Genomic DNA, 17,707 nt, shown 5'->3' with positions numbered 1-17,707 from the left:
TGTCCGGTCAGATAGTCTGGGAAAAGCGGCATTATCCGGGCTTCAGCGCCGGGATGCGAGTGCCGCAGGCTCAGGCGTCAGCGTCGCGCCGCTGCCAATCGCTTTCCGCGTTGCGGGCGCGCAACTGCGCCATTTTGTCGGCGATGCGGATTTCCAATCCCCGCGGTACCGGCTGGTAGAACGACGGCGGCACCATGTGGGTGGGAAAATAATCCTCGCCGGCGGCAAAGGCATCGGGATAATCATGAGCGTAGCGGTACTCGTCGCCATAGCCCTCGGCTTTCATCAACGCAGTGGGGGCATTGCGCAGATGCAGCGGCACCTCGTCCGACGGGTGCTCCCGGACAAAGCGGCGCGCTTGGTTGTAGGCCATATAGACGGCGTTGCTCTTGGCGGCCACTGCCAGATAGACCACCGCTTGAGCAATCGCCAGTTCGCCTTCCGGCGAGCCGAGGCGCTCCTGCACATCCCAAGCATCCAGTGCCAAGCGCAGCGCACGCGGGTCCGCATTGCCGATGTCCTCGCTGGCCATGCGCACCACCCGTCGAGCGATGTAGAGCGGATCAGCACCGCCATCGAGCATGCGCACATACCAGTACAGCGCCGCGTCAGCATCGGAGCCCCGCACGGACTTGTGCAGCGCACTGATCTGGTCATAGAACAGATCGCCACCTTTGTCGAAGCGGCGCAGGCTATCGCGGAACAGTTCCTTGAGCAGCGCTTCCGAGACCACGCCGCCCTCTTCCGCCGCCAAATCCGCTGCGATTTCCAGCAGGTTCAGCAGCCGCCGCGCGTCGCCATCAACCTGGTCCAACAGCTGTTCGCGCTGGGCCGGCGCCAACTGGATACCGGCCAGCGCTTCGCTCGCCAAGGCCCGGTCAATCAAGGCCGCCAAATCATCCCGTTGCAGCGATTGCAGACGGTAGACCCGCGCCCGCGACAGCAAAGCGTTGTTGAGTTCAAACGACGGGTTTTCGGTAGTAGCGCCGATGAACAGAATGGTGCCGTCTTCCACGTGCGGCAGGAACGCATCCTGCTGCGACTTGTTGAAGCGGTGTACTTCATCGACAAACAGCACGGTGCGCTGCCCGAACGCCAACCGCTCACGGGCGCGCTCCACTTCTTGGCGGATGTCCTTCACACCGGCCAGCACCGCTGAGAGCGTCACGAACGCGGCCTGCACGTGCTGGGCGAGGATCAGCGCCAGCGTGGTCTTGCCGGTGCCGGGTGGTCCCCAGAGGATCATCGAGTGCAGCTGGCCCTGCTCTAACGCACGCCGCAGCGGCTTGCCAGGACCGACCAAGTGCTGCTGACCGACATATTCATCCAGTGACTGCGGGCGCAGCCGCGCCGCCAACGGCTGGTGGGGCTGCGCCCCGGCTGGCGGCGCAAACAAATCGTCATTCATCTTCGCGGATCACATCCACGCCGGCGGGCGGGGTGAAGCGGAATAGCGCTGCCTCCACACTGCCGTTCAGGCGCACATCGACGAAATCAATGATGGTTTGCTGTCCGAGCGCATCTTCGAGCCGCATGGTTTCCGGCGCTTGGCCATCAAAGCTGACTTCCAGCGCAGTGAATAGCGGGTCTTCGCCGGTGGGGGTCAAGCGGAAGGTGCGCCGATTGCCTTCCTGCTCACCTAACTCCACGCGGAATTCGGTGGCCACTTGCTCGGGTTGGCCACTGAACAGCAGCGCCGGAGTGGCCCCCATTTGCCCTGACAACGGCCGCTCGATCACCTGCTCCAGGTCCACATCGTAGATCGACACCCGCTGGCCATTGGACACGATCACCTGCTCGAACGGTTGCTCAGCGTGCCAGTAGAACTGGTTCGGCCGCGCCACAGCTAATTCACCGCCGGCCTGCTGCAAGCGCGTACCGCCACGGTCGAGAATGGTCTGTTCGAAACCAGCCTGCATGCTCTGCACGCCGGCGAGGATCTTCACTAGATCTTCAGTGGGCCCCGCCCACGCCACCGGCGCGCACAGCGCCAGTAGCCCGATTGCTTTGTTCAGTGTTTTCATCCGGTTGGCACTCCGCCTCAGCGATCCGATCCCGGCACGATCACTTCGCGCTGGCCGTTGTGGCCAGCCGGCGTGACGATGCCTGCCATTTCCATCGCCTCCACCAAGCGGGCGGCGCGGTTGTAGCCGATCTTCAGTTTGCGTTGCACCGCAGAAATCGACGGCCGGCGGGTCTCGATCACATGGGCCACCGCCTCGTCGTACAGCGGGTCCTGCTCGGCGTCGTCATCACCGCCTTCGCCGCCGTCACCGAAACCACCGAGCCCGGTGGTGTCACCCTCCAGTACTTCCGGGAGGTAATTCGGCTCGCCCCGGGCACGCCAGTCATCACACACGCGGTGCACTTCCTCGTCTGAGACAAAAGCGCCGTGCACACGTTCCGGCACACTGACACCCACCGGCAGATACAGCATGTCACCGTGACCAAGCAGCTGTTCGGCGCCGCCCTGATCCAGCACCGTGCGGGAATCGATCTTCGACGACACTTGGAACGCCATGCGTGACGGCACGTTGGCCTTGATCAGGCCGGTGATCACATCCACCGATGGCCGCTGGGTGGCCAGGATCAAGTGAATGCCAGCGGCACGGGCCTTCTGTGCGATCCGAGCGATCAGCTCTTCTACCTTTTTGCCGACGATCATCATCATGTCGGCAAACTCGTCCACCACGATCACAATGTAAGGCAGTTTTTCGAGCAGCGGCGCCTCTTCGGTGAGGTCCATCGGATCGTTGGGTTTCCACATCGGGTCTTTCAAGGGCTGGCCGGCCTTCTCGGCTTCAACCACTTTGCGGTTGAAGCCGGCCAAGTTGCGCACGCCCATGGCCGCCATCAGGCGATAGCGACGCTCCATTTCACCCACCCCCCAACGCAGCGCGCTGGCGGCCTCTTTCATGTCGGTGACCACCGGGGTAAGCAGGTGCGGAATGCCGTCGTACACCGCCAGTTCAAGCATTTTCGGGTCAATCATGATCAGCCGCACATCTTCCGGCGGCGACTTAAACAGGATCGACAGCAGCATGGCGTTAAGGCCCACCGACTTACCGGAGCCGGTGGTACCCGCCACCAGCAAGTGCGGCATCTTGGCCAGATCGGCCACCACCGGGCGACCGCTGATGTCCTTACCCAGTGCCAATGTCAGCGGCGAGGCGGAATCGTCAAAGGCGCGGCTGGCTACGGCTTCGGTGAAGCGAATCATCTCGCGCTGCTCATTGGGGATTTCGATGCCCACCGTGGTTTTGCCAGGAATCACCTCGACCACACGCACCGAAATCACCGCCAACGAACGCGCCAAGTCCTTGGCCAAGTTGGTGATGCGGCTGACCTTGATACCGGCCGCCGGCTGGATCTCAAAGCGGGTGATCACCGGGCCCGGTTGGACCGCCACCACCTCGGCTTCGATATTGAAATCGCGCAGCTTGATTTCCAGCAGCCGCGACATGGCATCCAGGGTTTCTTCGGAATAACCGCCCTTCTGCTCTTCCACCGCATCCAGCAGCACCAGCGATGGCAAGCCGCCTTCCGACTGGGTGGCGGCGAACAGCGGCTGCTGCTTTTCCTTCTCGGCGCGCACGCTGGTTTCCACTTTCTTTACTGCCGGTGTGATCGATGGCGGCACCCGGGTGGCGGCTTTTTTCTTTGCCACTTCCACCACTTCCCGGCGCTGCGCCACCGCGACCTTGGCCAGGCGGTCATCCTCGCGTCGCTCACGGCGCGCGCTGAACCAAGCCGGAATGCGCTGCGACATCAACAGCACACCGGCGCCGATGCGCTCACTGAGCTTGATCCAAGACAGGTCAGTAAAGATGGTCATGCCGATCAAAAACAGCGTGATCAGCACCAGGTTTCCGCCAGTCAGGTTGAAACCATTGAGCGCGGCGCGGCCAACACTCTGGCCAAGAATGCCGCCGGTATTGGCCGGCAGCAGACTGCTGGCACTACCAAAATGGATATAGGCCAGCCCAGTGCCCGCCACCATGGTCAGCACGAAGCCGACCAAGCGCAGGCTGAACATCGGCCAGTTACCGGCCAGTCCAGCCTTGCGTTCACGCAGCACGCGCACGCCCCAAAACGCCACCAAGAATGGGAACAGGTAAGCGAGGTAGCCAAACAAGAACAACAACAGGTCCGCCGCAAAGGCGCCAAACATGCCGCCAGCGTTACGTACTTCCTGAGTTTGGGTGGTGAATGACCAGCCCGGGTCCTGATGGTGGTAGGTCACCAAGGCCAGCAACAAATAGAGGGACAGCGCGAGCAGACCGATGATCATGCCTTCCATCAGGCCGCGCTGCAGATGGGTGACCCATCCCGGGGTCTCGCTCTGTACCTTGGACTTGCTCAACAGTTGTGCTCTGCCATGTCGATGGTGGGCGAAGAATTTACGCGATGGGGCCGGCGGCTGCCACCGACACCGTCCCGACCATTGCGGCAAAGGCCCTATGGTAATCCTGCACCGGGGCACTGGCCAGCCGGACAGCATTGCGCGATCGGCGTTGAGGCCACCGCGAACATGGGCCACTGCCCTGCCCACCAACTACACCCGGTTCCGAAAATGGTGTAGCGTGCTTGCCCCTGTGCCGGCACTGTCGCACTGCGGCGGTTGCCCCGACCCGATACCAGCGCGAGGACGCCATGAGCACGACCCAACACCATCGACTGATCATCCTCGGTTCCGGCCCGGCCGGCTTTGCAGCAGCTGTCTACGCAGCACGTGCCAACCTCGACCCGGTGGTGATCACCGGTATGCAACAGGGCGGCCAGCTCACCACCACCACTGACGTCGACAACTGGCCCGGTGATGTGGACGGCGTGCAAGGCCCGGCACTGATGGAGCGCATGCAGGCCCACGCCGAGCGTTTCAACACCCAAGTGGTATTCGACCACATCCAGCGCGCTGACCTGTCGCAGCGCCCGTTCCGGCTTGAAGGTGACAACGGTCACTACACCTGCGATGCATTGATCATTGCCACCGGCGCGTCGGCACGCTACCTGGGCCTGCCGTCCGAAGACAGCTTCAAAGGCCGTGGCGTCTCCGCCTGCGCCACCTGCGATGGTTTTTTCTACCGTGGCCAGGACGTGGTAGTGGTTGGTGGTGGCAACACCGCCGTGGAAGAGGCGCTGTATTTGTCCAACATCGCTCGGCACGTGTATCTGGTGCATCGCCGCGACAGCCTGCGCGCAGAAAAAATCATGCAGGACAAGCTGCTCGGCAAGGACAACATCACCCCGTTGTGGCACAGCACTCTGGATGAAGTGCTCGGCGACGACAGCGGTGTCACCGGCGTGCGGCTGCGCTCCACTCAAGACGACAGCACCCGCGAGCTGCCGGTACACGGCGTGTTCATCGCCATCGGCCACACCCCGAACACCGATCTGTTCAGCGGCCAGCTGGACATGAAGGACGGCTACCTGAAAATCCGCAGCGGCACGGAAGGCAATGCCACCGCCACCAGTCTCGATGGCGTGTTTGCTGCCGGCGATGTGGCCGACCACATCTACCGTCAGGCGATCACCTCGGCTGGCGCTGGTTGCATGGCGGCGCTGGACGCCGAGCGCTTCCTCGACAACCTGTAACCGATGCGCGATCTGCGTCACCTGCCCTGGCTGCTGCCGGGGCAGGACTTCCCCGCCACCGGTGACGCGCTCGACGATCCCAATGGACTGCTGGCGATCGGCGGCGACCTCAGCGTTGAGACGCTACTGCGTGCCTACCGACGCGGCATCTTTCCTTGGTTTAGCGATGGCCAGCCAGTGCTGTGGTGGAGCCCCACCCCGCGCCTGGTGCTGCTACCCGATGCGTTCCATCTGTCACGCAGTCTGCGTAAACAACTGCGCCGCCAGCCCTGGCAGTTCTCGTTCGATCACGCTTTTGAACAGGTGGTCGCCCGCTGTGCCGGCAGCGAGCGCCCCGGGCAGGACGGCACCTGGATTACCGCTGATATCGAAGCCGCCTATGTCGCGCTTCATCACGCTGGCCATGCCCACAGTGTGGAAGTTTGGCAGGATGGCGGACTGGTAGGCGGTTTCTATGGCGTGCACCTCGGCGGCGTGTTCTTCGGTGAGTCCATGTTCAGTGCCGTGGCGGATGCTTCCAAGGCGGCACTGGCACTGTTGTGCGCGCTGCATCAGGAACACCGCATCAGTTTGGTCGACTGCCAAGTACGCACCCCGCACTTGGTCTCACTGGGCGCGGCCAGCGTCCCTCGCGCCACATTCGAAACCCTGCTGGCGCAGCGTCTGCCCGTGCCACCGGGGCACTGGAGTTGGCCCCATGCCCCAGCGCCGCTTGCGCATTATGGCCGGCGCTATAGACTGGATTTCGGCTTGTCCGCACTCCAGATAGAGACCCCATGAGCAATCTTTCCGCGCTGCGTTTTTTCAGTACCCCCGCCCATGCCTGCAGTTATCTGGAAGAACAGCAGGCGACGACGCTGTTTGTCGATCCCAAAACGCAGATTTCCCCGCGCCTTTACGACGAGCTGACCCGGCTCGGCTTCCGCCGCAGCGGCGACTACCTCTACCGCCCGCATTGCCAGCTATGCGCCGCCTGCATCCCGGCCCGCGTGCGGGCGGCAGAATTTTCCCCGCGCCGTGCCCAGCGCCGCATTCTCCAGCGCAATGCCGGTCTACAAGTCGAATTGATCGCGCCGATCTTTACCCAAGAGCTGTACCAGCTTTACAGCCGCTACATTGAAGAGCGCCACGGCGACGGCGATATGTTTCCGCCATCGCAGGAGCAGTTCGCCAGCTTCCTGATGTCGAGCTGGAGCGACACCCGCTTCTGCTGCTTCCGTGACGCCGATGGCCGCCTGCTGGCGGTGGCAGTGATCGATGTGATGCAGGACGGTGTGTCCGCGGTCTACACCTTCTATGAACCTAGCCTGCCAGAGCTTGGTCTTGGCACCCTGGCAGTCCTGTGGCAAATCGACTACTGCCAGCAGCACCAGCTGCCCTATGTCTACCTCGGCTATTGGATTCAGAACTGCCGCAAGATGCGCTATAAGTCGGCCTTCCAGCCCCTGGAGATCTTCGTTGAGGATCGCTGGCAGGATGCGCCGCTCCCGTAATCCGGCAAAGACTTTGCAGCCTTAGGCCATTTACGGCACAATCACGCCTCCTTTCAGGCTGAGTACCCTTCAGGGCTTAGGATTGCATGGCAAAAGAAGAGCAGATTGAACTCGAAGGCGTGGTGGTGGATACGCTCCCCAATACCATGTTCCGAGTGCGGCTGGATAACGGCCACGAAATTATCGCGCATATTTCAGGCAAAATGCGCAAGCACTATATCCGTATTCTCACCGGTGACCGGGTGAAGGTTGAAATGTCGCCTTACGACTTGAGCAAAGGCCGCATCACCTTCCGCATGAAGTAACACCGTCGCTGGAAATTGAAAATGCCGCGCATGACGCGGCATTTTTCGTTTCCGGAAAACAGGCACCTCCCTGTGCCCCGCTACCGTATCAGGTTGCAGCGGTGGCTTCCGCCTCCTCCACATCCAGCGCCAAGCGCCCATCGCGGACGCGCACCTGGACTTTGCCACCGTGCTCGGCCAACTCGCCGAACAACAGCTTTTCGGCCAGCGGCTTCTTCAGTTGCTCTTGGATCAGGCGCGCCATCGGACGTGCCCCCATGTCACGGTCGTAACCGCGCTCGGCCAACCACGCCCGCGCTTCGCCGTCGACACTGATGGTGACACCGCGATCGTCCAGCTGTGCCTGCAGCTCTGTGAGGAACTTATCCACCACGCCGAGGATAGTGCTACCACCCAAGGGGGCGAACTGGATGATGGCATCCAAGCGGTTGCGGAACTCCGGCGTGAATACTTTCTTCAGCGCTTCCGCACCATCGCTGGTGTGATCCTGGCGGGTGAACCCGATCGACGCCCGGCTGAGCATTTCGGCACCCGCGTTGGTGGTCATAATCAGAATCACGTTGCGGAAGTCCGCCTTGCGGCCGTTGTTGTCGGTCAGAGTGGCGTGGTCCATCACCTGCAGGAGCAAGTTGAACACATCCGGATGCGCCTTCTCGATTTCATCCAGCAGCACCACCGAATGCGGTGACTTGGTCACCGCCTCGGTGAGCAGACCGCCCTGATCAAAGCCCACATAGCCTGGCGGTGCACCAATCAAACGGCTGACCGTATGGCGTTCCATGTATTCGGACATGTCGAAGCGCAGCAACTCGACCCCCAGCGCCCGCGCCAATTGACGGCTGACCTCGGTCTTGCCGACCCCGGTAGGACCAGCGAACAGGAAGCTGCCCACCGGCTTGTCAGCAGCCTTGAGCCCGGCCCGCGACAATTTAATCGCAGACGCCAGCGCATCGATGGCATCGTCTTGGCCAAACACCGTCATTTTCAGGTCACGCTCGAGGTTGCGCAGCAGCTCCTTGTCGGACTGCGACACGGACTTCGGCGGAATCCGGGCAATTTTCGCCACCATTGCTTCGATGTCTTCGACCCCGATGGTGGTGCTGCGCTCGGCCTCCGGCCGCAGCCGCTGCCAGGCACCGACCTCGTCGATGACGTCGATGGCCTTGTCCGGCAAATGACGGTCGCTGATATAGCGTGCCGACAGCTCTGCCGCACTGCGCAGCGCTTCATCGCTGTAGGCAACCTGGTGGTGATCTTCGAAACGCTTTTTCAAGCCGACCAGGATGCGCACCGTTTCATCCACGGTAGGCTCGACCACGTCAATCTTCTGGAAACGACGTGACAGCGCCCGGTCCTTCTCGAAGATGCCGCGGTATTCCTGATAGGTGGTAGAACCCATGCACTTGATTGAGCCGTTGGCCAGCGCCGGCTTCAACAGATTGGAAGCATCCATGACGCCACCAGACGCCGCCCCGGCACCAATGATGGTGTGAATCTCATCAATAAACAGGATGGCGTCAGGCCGCTTTTGCAGTTCGCCGAGCAGCGCCTTAAAGCGTTTTTCGAAATCACCGCGGTACTTGGTACCGGCCAGCAACGCGCCCATATCGAGCGAGTAGATCACCGCATCTTCCAGCGGCTCTGGCACTCGACCTTCGACAATCATCCACGCCAATCCCTCCGCGATGGCCGTCTTGCCGACACCGGGCTCGCCCACCAGCAACGGGTTATTTTTGCGGCGCCGGCAGAGGATCTGCGCCGCACGCTCAATCTCAAATGCACGCCCTACCAGGGGATCAATGCGATCCTGGCGCGCCAGTTCATTGAGATTGACGGTGTACTGATCCAGTGCGCTGGCACTGGCCGCTTCGCCCTCGCCTTCGGCGGCTTCAGGACGGCGCTCGGCATCACCGGCATCATGGATGCGGGAAATGCCATGAGCGATGAAGTTCACCACATCCAGTCGGTTGACGTTCTGCAGCCGCAACAGATACACCGCCTGGCTTTCCTGCTCGCTGAAGATCGCCACCAACACGTTGGCACCGCTCACTTCGCGCTTGCCGGATGACTGCACGTTGAAAACCGCGCGCTGCAACACCCGCTGGAAGCCAAGCGTCGGCTGGGTATCGCGCTCCGGGTCCTCGCTGGGAATCAGCGGCGTGGTGTCTTGGATGAAGCGCGCCAGCGCCTCCCGCAAATCTGCCAGGTTGGCTCCGCAGGACTCGAGCACTTCCACAGCCGCTTGGTTGTCCAGAAGTGCCAGCAGCAAATGCTCCACCGTCATAAACTCATGGCGATGGCTGCGGGCGTGACGAAACGCCTCGTTCAAGGTTTGTTCCAGTTCTCTACTGAGCATGGCTCACCTCACTTGCATTGCACTTCGCAAAGGGTTGGCTGCAGCAACTCAGACCTGCTCCACCTCACATAGGAGCGGGTGCTGATGCTCGCGGGCGTAGTCCACCACCATTGCCGCTTTGGTTTCTGCCACATCACGGGAATACACCCCACATACTGCACGTCCTTCCATATGGACGGCGAGCATGATTCGCGTGGCCTGTTCACGATCGAGACCAAAGAAGCTTTCCAATACTTCCACGACAAAGTCCATCGGCGTGTAATCATCATTGAGCATGACCACCTGATACATCGCCGGCGGCTTGAGCGCTGGGCGCTCCGCCTCCACCACCCAGTCATCCTGGTGGCCGGGCTGGGCCGGCGCATCGTCGCCTGACTGCAGCCGAAGCGGCAGCATGTTGCACACATCCTGGTTCATGAAACTCTCAACTGGTTGCAGATCCGGTACCCGCCGACGCTCTCTGATATGGAGAGTGCGGGACCCGATTTCAAGCGCCACCCCCATTGGCTGTGGCGCAGCACGGCTCCAGCGCCAAGGCCACAGTCGTGCTTAAGCACGACCGCGCCAATCTTGACAGTCTCTGGAGCATGATGAAAAGTGGGGCCTGCCTGGTTGGACACGAGGTTCATTCTAGCGCATCTGCTGCGCAGGCCGGGCATAACAACAATAAATCAGCCATCGGACGGTCAGAGGGAATGCACCATGGCGACAGGTAAGGTCAAATGGTTTAACAACGTCAAGGGATATGGCTTCATCCGGCCGGATGAAGGCGGCGACGATCTGTTCGTCCACTATTCCTATATACAGATGAAGGGCTATCGCAGCCTTAAAGCCGGTCAGCCGGTGGAGTACGAACAACAGGAAGCCAACAAGGGTTTCCATGCCACCAACCTGAAGCTGGTTGGTGACGCCCCCGCAGACGAAGCGGACGATGCCGCCCCGCCTGCAGAAGCCCGATAGGCATCACTCCATGTGCTGCACGATCGCCTTGCCGAATGCAGAACAGCTCAGCAAGGTGGCGTCAGGCATCAGGCGCTCGAAGTCGTAAGTGACGGTCTTCGCCTTGATGGCCCCTTCCATACCCCGGATGATCAGGTCAGCCGCCTCGTTCCAGCCCATGTGCCGCAGCATCATTTCTGCAGACAGGATCAGTGAACCGGGGTTGACCTTGTCTTGGCCGGCGTACTTCGGCGCAGTACCGTGGGTGGCTTCGAACAGCGCCACCGAACCGCCAATATTGGCGCCCGGCGCGATACCGATGCCGCCCACTTCAGCCGCCAACGCATCAGAGATGTAGTCACCGTTCAGGTTCAGCGTGGCAATCACACTGTAGTCCGCCGGGCGCATCAGAATCTGCTGCAGGAAGGCGTCAGCGATGACATCTTTGATGACGATGTCACGGCCGGTGCGCGGGTTTTTCAGCGTCAGCCAAGGACCACCGTCCAGCGGCGTGGCACCGAAGCGTTCGTGGGCCAGTTCGTAGCCCCAGTCTTTGAACGCACCTTCGGTGTACTTCATGATGTTGCCCTTGTGCACCAGCGTGACCGACTCTTTGTCGTTGTCGATCGCATACTGGATCGCCTTACGAACCAGGCGCTGGGTGCCTTCACGGGAAACCGGTTTGATGCCGATACCACAGCCTTCCGGGAAACGGATCTTGGTGACGCCCATTTCTTCGCGCAGGAAGCGGATCAGCTTGGTCGCTTCCGGACTGTCTGCCGCCCATTCGATACCGGCGTAGATGTCTTCGGAGTTCTCGCGGAAGATGACCATGTCGGTCAGCTCCGGATGGGTAACTGGACTCGGCACGCCTTCAAACCAGCGCACCGGGCGCATGCAGGTATACAAATCGAGTTCTTGGCGCAGGGCCACGTTCAGGGAACGGATGCCGCCACCAACAGGGGTGGTCAGCGGGCCTTTGATGCCAACGGCAAATTCGCGCATGGCTTCAAAGGTTTCTTCCGGCAGCCAGACATCTGGCCCGTAGACGCGGGTCGCTTTCTCGCCCGCATAGATTTCCATCCAGGTGATGGCACGCTTAGTGCTGTAGGCTTTGTCTACAGCGGCATTCACCACGTCGATCATAACCGGCGTGATGTCTACCCCAATCCCGTCTCCTTCGATGAAGGGGATGACCGGGAAGTTGGGGACATTAAGGGATAGGTCCGCATTTACGGTGATTTTGTCGCCGTCCGCGGGAACCACGATCTTTTGGTATCCCATCTAACTACTCCCTCTGAAAAAAACCATTCAAAAGTGGGTGGCGCGATTATAGCATCGCCGGGGCTGGCGTGCCTGAACTTTTAGTATGGGCGCCGCCGGATAAAAACTAGCCTGTTCAGCAACATGGACCTCGCATTACCGCAGTGGACGCGTAGTCACGGGAGCGCAGCATGGCGCGAATTGTTCTTCTCAACAAGCCATTTCAGGTGCTGTCACAGTTTACCGATGACCAAGGGCGGCGCACCTTAGCCGACCTGGTTCCGGTGCCTGGCGTGTACGCAGCCGGGCGTCTCGACTGGGACTCGGAAGGCCTGTTGCTGCTGACCGATAGCGGCTCGCTGCAAGCCCGAATCAGCGCGCCAAGACACCGCACCCCAAAGACCTATTGGGCACAGGTAGAAGGCATCCCTGACGCCGCTGCGCTGGCGCGACTGGCGGCCGGCGTGACTCTCAAGGACGGCCCAACCTTGCCGGCCACGGTGCGATTGATGGCCCCGCCCACGCTGTGGCCACGGCAGCCGCCGATCCGAACGCGCATCACGGTACCTGACAGCTGGATCGAAATCACCATCACCGAAGGTCGCAATCGGCAAGTGCGGCGCATGACCGCTGCCATCGGCCATCCAACGCTGCGCTTGGTGCGGGTTAGGATCGGCGATTGGCGACTGGGTTCCCTCGCACCCGGCGAGTACCGCATTGAGAACATCGAGGCGCCCACCGAGACGCCACGCCGCCCGCGCCCTGCGAATGGGCGCACCCACACCACCAGCACCCGACAGCGACCGTCACCACGGCGCCCGCGCCGGTGAGCGCTGTCCTGCTGCCAGCGGCTGAGGTACCATGCGGCGCCTCATTCCGGGAGTCGCCCATGAACAGCTTCGAGCCTCGCATATCGGTTGCCACCATTGTGGAGCGCGACGGGCAGTTCCTGTGTGTGCAAGAGCGGATCGATGAGCGCAGTGTCATCAACCAGCCCGCTGGACACGTGGAAGCTGGCGAGCGCATCGTGCAGGCAGCATTCCGCGAGACGCTGGAAGAGACCGCGTGGCAGGTGGACATCACTGCCCTGCTCGGCTTGTACCTTTACCAGCCCAAGGCGCGCGGCCCGGTGTATCACCGCTATTGCCTGATCGGCACGCCGCTGCGACACGACCCAGGCCAAAAGCTGGACCGCGGCGTCGAAACCGCGCTGTGGCTGAGCCCTGAGGACTTGCGTTCCGCGCCGAACCTGCGCAGCCCGTTGGTGCTGCGCTGCGTCGAGGATTATCTCGGCGGTCGGCGGCTGCCGCTGGACGCCATTTATGAACACCCCTGGCCGCTGCAACGCGGCTGACCTGCTGGAGAGTGTGGCTGCTGTGACCGCCCTGCCCCCGTTCGACCGTCCGCCCCAAGAGACCCGCATCATTGTCGGCATGTCCGGCGGTGTGGACTCGTCTGTGGCCGCTTGGCGCCTGATGCAACAGGGCTATCAAGTGGAAGGGCTGTTCATGAAGAACTGGAACGAGGACGACGGCACCGAGTACTGCACTGCCCGTGAAGATCTGTTGGATGCCATGCAGGTGGCCGGTGTGTTGGGCATTGAGCTGCACACCGCCAACTTCGCCGAGGAGTACTGGGACCGGGTGTTCGAGCACTTCCTGGCGGAGTACCGCGCTGGTCGTACGCCCAACCCGGACATCCTCTGCAACAAGGAAGTGAAGTTCAAAGCATTTCTCGACCATGCACTGACGCTGGGTGCCGATGGTATTGCCACCGGTCATTACGCCCAAGCCAACCACGCTTGCGCGCCGGCCGAGCTACTGCGCGCGGTGGATGCCAACAAGGACCAGACCTATTTTCTGCATGCGGTGGCTGGACACCAGTTCAGCCGCACGCTGTTCCCGCTGGGCGACCTAGTGAAGCCGGAAGTGCGACGCATGGCCGACGCCTGTGGTTTCGCTAATAGCCGCAAAAAGGATTCCACCGGCATTTGCTTCATCGGCGAGCGCCGCTTCAAGGACTTCTTAGAGCGCTACTTGCCTGCACAGCCTGGCCTAATCGAAGACGATCACGGCAATGTGATTGGTGAGCACAGCGGACTCATGTATTACACCCTTGGTCAGCGTCAGGGCCTTGGCATCGGCGGCCGCGCCAATGCCGACGAGTCGCCTTGGTATGTGGCGCACAAGGATCTCGCCCGCAACGTGCTGATCGCCGTACAGGGCCATGATCATCCACTCATGCTGTGCTGCGAAGTCAGCACCGAGCCAGCTCATTGGATCAGCGGCACTGCGCCGCAGCCGGGGGCAGCGCTCACCGCCAAGACCCGCTATCGCCAAGCCGATCAGAACTGTCGCATCCAGGTTGGTGAAGACGGCCGACTGCGGGTGGCGTTCGAGCAATTGCAACGCGCGGTCACCCCTGGCCAATCGCTGGTGCTCTACGATGGGCCGCGCTGCCTCGGCGGTGCTGTGATTGCGGAGACCCACCCATGAATGCCTCCCACCACCAGGTGCTGGGATTAGCGGCGGTGATGCAGGCCGCGCTGCTGGCCGATGATATCGCCAGCCAAGGCACGCTCGACGCCCCAGCCAGCGCCGCCCTGTTCGAAGCCGCCCTGTGCCTGGCACCGAACAGTTATGAAGATGTGTTCCCGCAGCCACAGCAACTGGACCGCGGACTGCGCTTCCTGCTCGCCACACTGCAAGGCGGGCGCCATACCGATCCGGCACGCCAGCGCAGTCTCAGTTATGGCTTGGCGCTGCTGCACTTGTCCGATCGCTTGCGCCGCGATCGGAGTCTGATGCAGGTGCTGCGCGAACGCCTCGAGAGCTTGGATCGTCAGCGCGCCCACTTCCCGGATTTGTCCTCGGCGGAGTTCGCCCACCGACTGGCTGGCATTTACGTAGACACCCTCGGCACCTTCCGCTTTCGCATCAAGGTGCGCGGGGAACCGACCCACCTGCGCAACGAAATCCTGGCCGCCCGTATCCGTGCGCTGTTCCTGTCCGGGGTGCGTGCCGCATTTCTGTGGCACCAAGCCGGCGGCCGGCGCCGGCACTGGATCTTGTCCCGGCGCCGACTGGTTAAAGCAACGAAAGAAATAATAAATTCATATAGTTAGAATCAATACATAACAAATTACTTTAGCTTATGGCAGCACTGATTCCGCCCGGCACCGCGCCCCATTTTGCGGTATCATGCGCGCCACAAGACGCCCCAGACCGTGCAAGGAGTTCTGTTCCCATGCCTTCCCTTGATTTGCTCAATGCCCTGTCACCGGTCGATGGCCGCTACGCAGGCAAGTGCGACGCTCTGCGCCACATCACCAGCGAATATGGCCTGATCCGCAACCGCGTACTGGTGGAAATCACCTGGCTGGAACTGCTGATCAAGACCCGGGAAATCCCCGAAGTGCCGCTGATCAGTGCTGATGCCGCCTACCTGCTGCGCCAGATCACCAAGAAGTTCGACCTGGCCGCCGCCGCGCGGGTGAAAGAAATCGAGCGCACCACCAACCACGACGTGAAGGCGGTGGAGTACTACATCAAGGAACAGCTGGCCAAGCTGCCGGACTTCGCCCACCTGAGCGAGTTCGTGCACTTTGCCTGCACCTCCGAGGACATCAACAACCTGTCTTACAGCCTGATGCTGAAAGAAGCCCGCGAAGACGTGCTGCTGCCGATGATGGACCGCGTGATTGACGCCATCCGTCGCCTCGCGCACCAGTACGCTGATCAGCCGATGCTGTCGCGCACCCACGGACAAACCGCCTCCCCCACCACGCTGGGCAAAGAAATGGCCAACGTGGTGGCGCGCCTGCGCCGTCAGCGTGAACAGTTCGCTGCCACGGCCCTCCTGGGCAAGATCAACGGTGCGGTGGGCAACTACAACGCCCACCTGGCGGCCTACCCGGATGTGAAATGGGCGCGCCTGGCACAGGACTTCGTGGAAGGGCTGGGACTGGAGTTCAACCCCTACACTACCCAGATCGAGCCGCACGACTGTGTCGCCGAGTACTTCCACGCGCTGATGCGCTTCAACACCATCCTGCTCGACTTCGACCGTGATGTGTGGGGCTACATCTCGCTGGGCTACTTCAAGCAGCGCGCGGTGGAAGGCGAAGTCGGCTCCTCCACCATGCCGCACAAGGTCAACCCGATCGACTTCGAAAACTCGGAAGGCAACCTCGGCATCGCCAACGCGCTGATGGACCACCTCGCCGGCAAGCTGCCGATTTCCCGCTGGCAGCGTGACCTGACCGACTCCACCGTGCTGCGTAATGTCGGTGTCGGCCTGGCCCACAGCCTGATCGCCTACGAAGCATCGCTCAAAGGCATCAGCAAGCTGGAGCTTAACCGCGAGCGCCTACTGGAAGATCTCGATCACGCCTGGGAAGTCCTCGCCGAGCCGATCCAGACAGTGATGCGCCGCTACGGCATTGAACAGCCCTACGAGAAACTCAAAGCGCTGACCCGCGGCAAGGTGATCACCCAGGAAACCCTGGCTGAATTCATCGACAGCCTTGCGCTGCCGGACGATATTAAGGAGCGCCTCAAGGAGCTGACCCCGGCCAGCTATATCGGCAACGCGCCGGACCAGGCCCGGGCCATCTGATATGACCGCCCTGCCGCGCTTCCAGCTGCCGCTTCCGGCGGCGGAGTTCTTGCGCGACTACTGGCAGCAGCAGCCGCTGCTGGCGCCCGGTTCCGCTTCGGGATTGGAGCACGTCAGCGTGGCGCTGCTGCAAACGTTGGCTGCTGACGACGAGATCGAAGCGCGACTGATTCAGGGCGCCGGCGACGGCCCTTGGCAGCTGCGCCACGGTCCGTTTACGGCGGCCGACTTGGCTGAGTTGCCCCCCACCGATTGGACGCTACTGGTGCAATCGGTGGACCACTACCGCACCGACGTGTCCTTGCTGCTCGACAGCTTTGCCTTCCTGCCCGGCTGGCGGCTGGAGGACATCATGATCAGTCACGCGGTACGCGGTGGTAGCGTGGGCGCCCATTACGACCGCTACGACGTGTTCCTGGTGCAAGCGCGCGGTCACCGCCGCTGGCACCTCGGCCCCACCTGCGATGAGCACAGTCCGCGCCTGCCTCACGATGACCTGCGCCTGCTGGCCGACATGCCGATCACCGCGTCCCACCTGCTGGGACCCGGCGACGTGCTGTATTTGCCACCTGGCGTCGCACACTGGGGCATGGCTGAGGACGACGACTGCATCACTTGGTCGGTGGGTTTCCGCGCACCGCGCCTCACCGAGGTGCTGGCTCGCATCACCGATGAGGCCTTGATGCTGGCCGGCGACACGCTGTTCAGCGATGCATCGCGGACGCCCGAATCAGCGCCGGGTCAGCTTCAGGATGCCGATGTGGCTGCTCTTTCAGAGCAGGCATTGGCCTTGCTGACCCCACCAGCAATTCGCGACGGGCTGGCCCAGCTGCTGAGCGAGCCACGCCAGCCTGATGCGGTGCTGCGCGACGAAGACCCCGCGCCGCTGCAATCACTGCTACCGAGCGGGACCTTGGTGCGTCGCGGCGCCACCCGTCTGCTAGCAGACACGAAAGGGTTATGGATCAATGGTGAACACTGGCCACTGGATAGCGAAAGTCTGCCGCTGGCGAACTTTTTGGCTGCCCAGCGGGTCTATGCGCGCAACGACCTGGAGGCCCACCTCACCGTCGCGGGCAGGAGCTTGATCCATGAATGGACTCAACAGGGATTTTTCCTATCTCTTCCATGAGGTAGCC

Annotated in this window: 17 protein-coding genes; 11 read left to right on the top strand and 6 right to left on the bottom strand. The window is 61.8% G+C overall.

The window, feature by feature from the left end; genetic code table 11:
- Positions 1-70: 70 nt before the first annotated feature.
- Genes AB5I84_RS07140 through AB5I84_RS07130 form a run of 3 tightly spaced genes read right to left on the bottom strand, consistent with a single transcriptional unit; the run spans position 71 to position 4,363 of the window.
- Positions 71-1,408, bottom strand: coding sequence for a replication-associated recombination protein A (locus tag AB5I84_RS07140; protein WP_369455170.1), 1,338 nt, complete (start codon positions 1,406-1,408; stop codon positions 71-73).
- Positions 1,401-2,024: an outer membrane lipoprotein periplasmic chaperone LolA gene (gene lolA / locus AB5I84_RS07135; protein ID WP_369455169.1), complete on the bottom strand. Its 624-nt coding sequence runs from the start codon at positions 2,022-2,024 to the stop codon at positions 1,401-1,403. The genes AB5I84_RS07140 and lolA overlap by 8 nt, the downstream gene beginning before the upstream one ends.
- A gap of 17 nt (positions 2,025-2,041) precedes the next feature.
- Positions 2,042-4,363: a DNA translocase FtsK gene (locus tag AB5I84_RS07130; RefSeq protein WP_439650192.1), complete on the bottom strand. Its 2,322-nt coding sequence runs from the start codon at positions 4,361-4,363 to the stop codon at positions 2,042-2,044.
- Positions 4,364-4,653: 290 nt separating this feature from the next.
- Between AB5I84_RS07130 and trxB the strand changes: the two genes are divergently transcribed.
- The 4 genes from trxB (at position 4,654) to infA (ending at position 7,393) form a co-directional block, all read left to right on the top strand.
- Positions 4,654-5,595 (top strand): thioredoxin-disulfide reductase, encoded by a 942-nt coding sequence (gene trxB, locus AB5I84_RS07125; protein WP_369455168.1) that lies wholly within the window; start codon positions 4,654-4,656, stop codon positions 5,593-5,595.
- A 3-nt stretch (positions 5,596-5,598) separates the two neighbouring features.
- Positions 5,599-6,375, top strand: a complete 777-nt coding sequence (gene aat / locus AB5I84_RS07120) for a leucyl/phenylalanyl-tRNA--protein transferase (RefSeq protein WP_369455167.1) — start codon at positions 5,599-5,601, stop codon at positions 6,373-6,375.
- The gene (locus tag AB5I84_RS07115; protein ID WP_369455166.1) at positions 6,372-7,088 is read left to right on the top strand and encodes an arginyltransferase; all 717 of its coding nucleotides are present in this window, start codon (positions 6,372-6,374) and stop codon (positions 7,086-7,088) included. Before aat ends, AB5I84_RS07115 begins: the two co-directional genes overlap by 4 nt.
- 86 nt (positions 7,089-7,174) lie before the next feature.
- Positions 7,175-7,393, top strand: a complete 219-nt coding sequence (gene infA, locus AB5I84_RS07110; RefSeq protein WP_246947371.1) for a translation initiation factor IF-1 — start codon at positions 7,175-7,177, stop codon at positions 7,391-7,393.
- Positions 7,394-7,481: 88 nt separating this feature from the next.
- Here infA and clpA read toward each other — a convergent pair whose 3' ends face one another.
- On the bottom strand, positions 7,482-9,749 hold the full coding sequence (gene clpA, locus AB5I84_RS07105) for an ATP-dependent Clp protease ATP-binding subunit ClpA (protein ID WP_369455165.1): 2,268 nt from the start codon (positions 9,747-9,749) through the stop codon (positions 7,482-7,484).
- Between the two features lie 48 nt (positions 9,750-9,797).
- On the bottom strand, positions 9,798-10,166 hold the full coding sequence (clpS, locus tag AB5I84_RS07100; protein ID WP_439650191.1) for an ATP-dependent Clp protease adapter ClpS: 369 nt from the start codon (positions 10,164-10,166) through the stop codon (positions 9,798-9,800).
- A 285-nt stretch (positions 10,167-10,451) separates the two neighbouring features.
- Here clpS and AB5I84_RS07095 point away from each other — a divergent pair, with 285 nt between their 5' ends.
- Positions 10,452-10,709: a cold-shock protein gene (locus tag AB5I84_RS07095; protein ID WP_369455164.1), complete on the top strand. Its 258-nt coding sequence runs from the start codon at positions 10,452-10,454 to the stop codon at positions 10,707-10,709.
- Between the two features lie 3 nt (positions 10,710-10,712).
- Here AB5I84_RS07095 and icd read toward each other — a convergent pair whose 3' ends face one another.
- Entirely contained in the window at positions 10,713-11,972 is a 1,260-nt protein-coding gene (gene icd, locus AB5I84_RS07090) for an NADP-dependent isocitrate dehydrogenase (RefSeq protein WP_369455163.1), read from the bottom strand.
- A 170-nt stretch (positions 11,973-12,142) separates the two neighbouring features.
- Here icd and AB5I84_RS07085 point away from each other — a divergent pair, with 170 nt between their 5' ends.
- From AB5I84_RS07085 to AB5I84_RS07060, 6 genes are all read left to right on the top strand, one after another.
- Positions 12,143-12,781 (top strand): pseudouridine synthase, encoded by a 639-nt coding sequence (locus AB5I84_RS07085; RefSeq protein ID WP_369455162.1) that lies wholly within the window; start codon positions 12,143-12,145, stop codon positions 12,779-12,781.
- Between the two features lie 59 nt (positions 12,782-12,840).
- Positions 12,841-13,305 (top strand): NUDIX hydrolase, encoded by a 465-nt coding sequence (locus tag AB5I84_RS07080; protein ID WP_369455161.1) that lies wholly within the window; start codon positions 12,841-12,843, stop codon positions 13,303-13,305.
- Positions 13,274-14,446 carry a tRNA 2-thiouridine(34) synthase MnmA gene (gene mnmA / locus AB5I84_RS07075; protein WP_369455160.1) on the top strand — a complete coding sequence of 391 codons (1,173 nt, stop codon included), beginning with the start codon at positions 13,274-13,276 and terminating at the stop codon, positions 14,444-14,446. Before AB5I84_RS07080 ends, mnmA begins: the two co-directional genes overlap by 32 nt.
- The gene (gene hflD, locus AB5I84_RS07070; RefSeq protein ID WP_369455159.1) at positions 14,443-15,075 is read left to right on the top strand and encodes a high frequency lysogenization protein HflD; all 633 of its coding nucleotides are present in this window, start codon (positions 14,443-14,445) and stop codon (positions 15,073-15,075) included. The genes mnmA and hflD overlap by 4 nt, the downstream gene beginning before the upstream one ends.
- A 122-nt stretch (positions 15,076-15,197) precedes the next feature.
- Positions 15,198-16,568, top strand: a complete 1,371-nt coding sequence (purB, locus tag AB5I84_RS07065; RefSeq protein ID WP_369455158.1) for an adenylosuccinate lyase — start codon at positions 15,198-15,200, stop codon at positions 16,566-16,568.
- Between the two features lies 1 nt (position 16,569).
- Positions 16,570-17,700, top strand: coding sequence for a JmjC domain-containing protein (locus AB5I84_RS07060; RefSeq protein WP_369455157.1), 1,131 nt, complete (start codon positions 16,570-16,572; stop codon positions 17,698-17,700).
- Positions 17,701-17,707: the final 7 nt, after the last annotated feature.

This window comes from Alcanivorax sp. REN37 (assembly GCF_041102775.1).
Taxonomy (GTDB): Bacteria; Pseudomonadota; Gammaproteobacteria; order Pseudomonadales; family Alcanivoracaceae; genus Isoalcanivorax; species Isoalcanivorax beigongshangi.
This window is presented reverse-complemented; position numbering and strand designations above follow the sequence as displayed.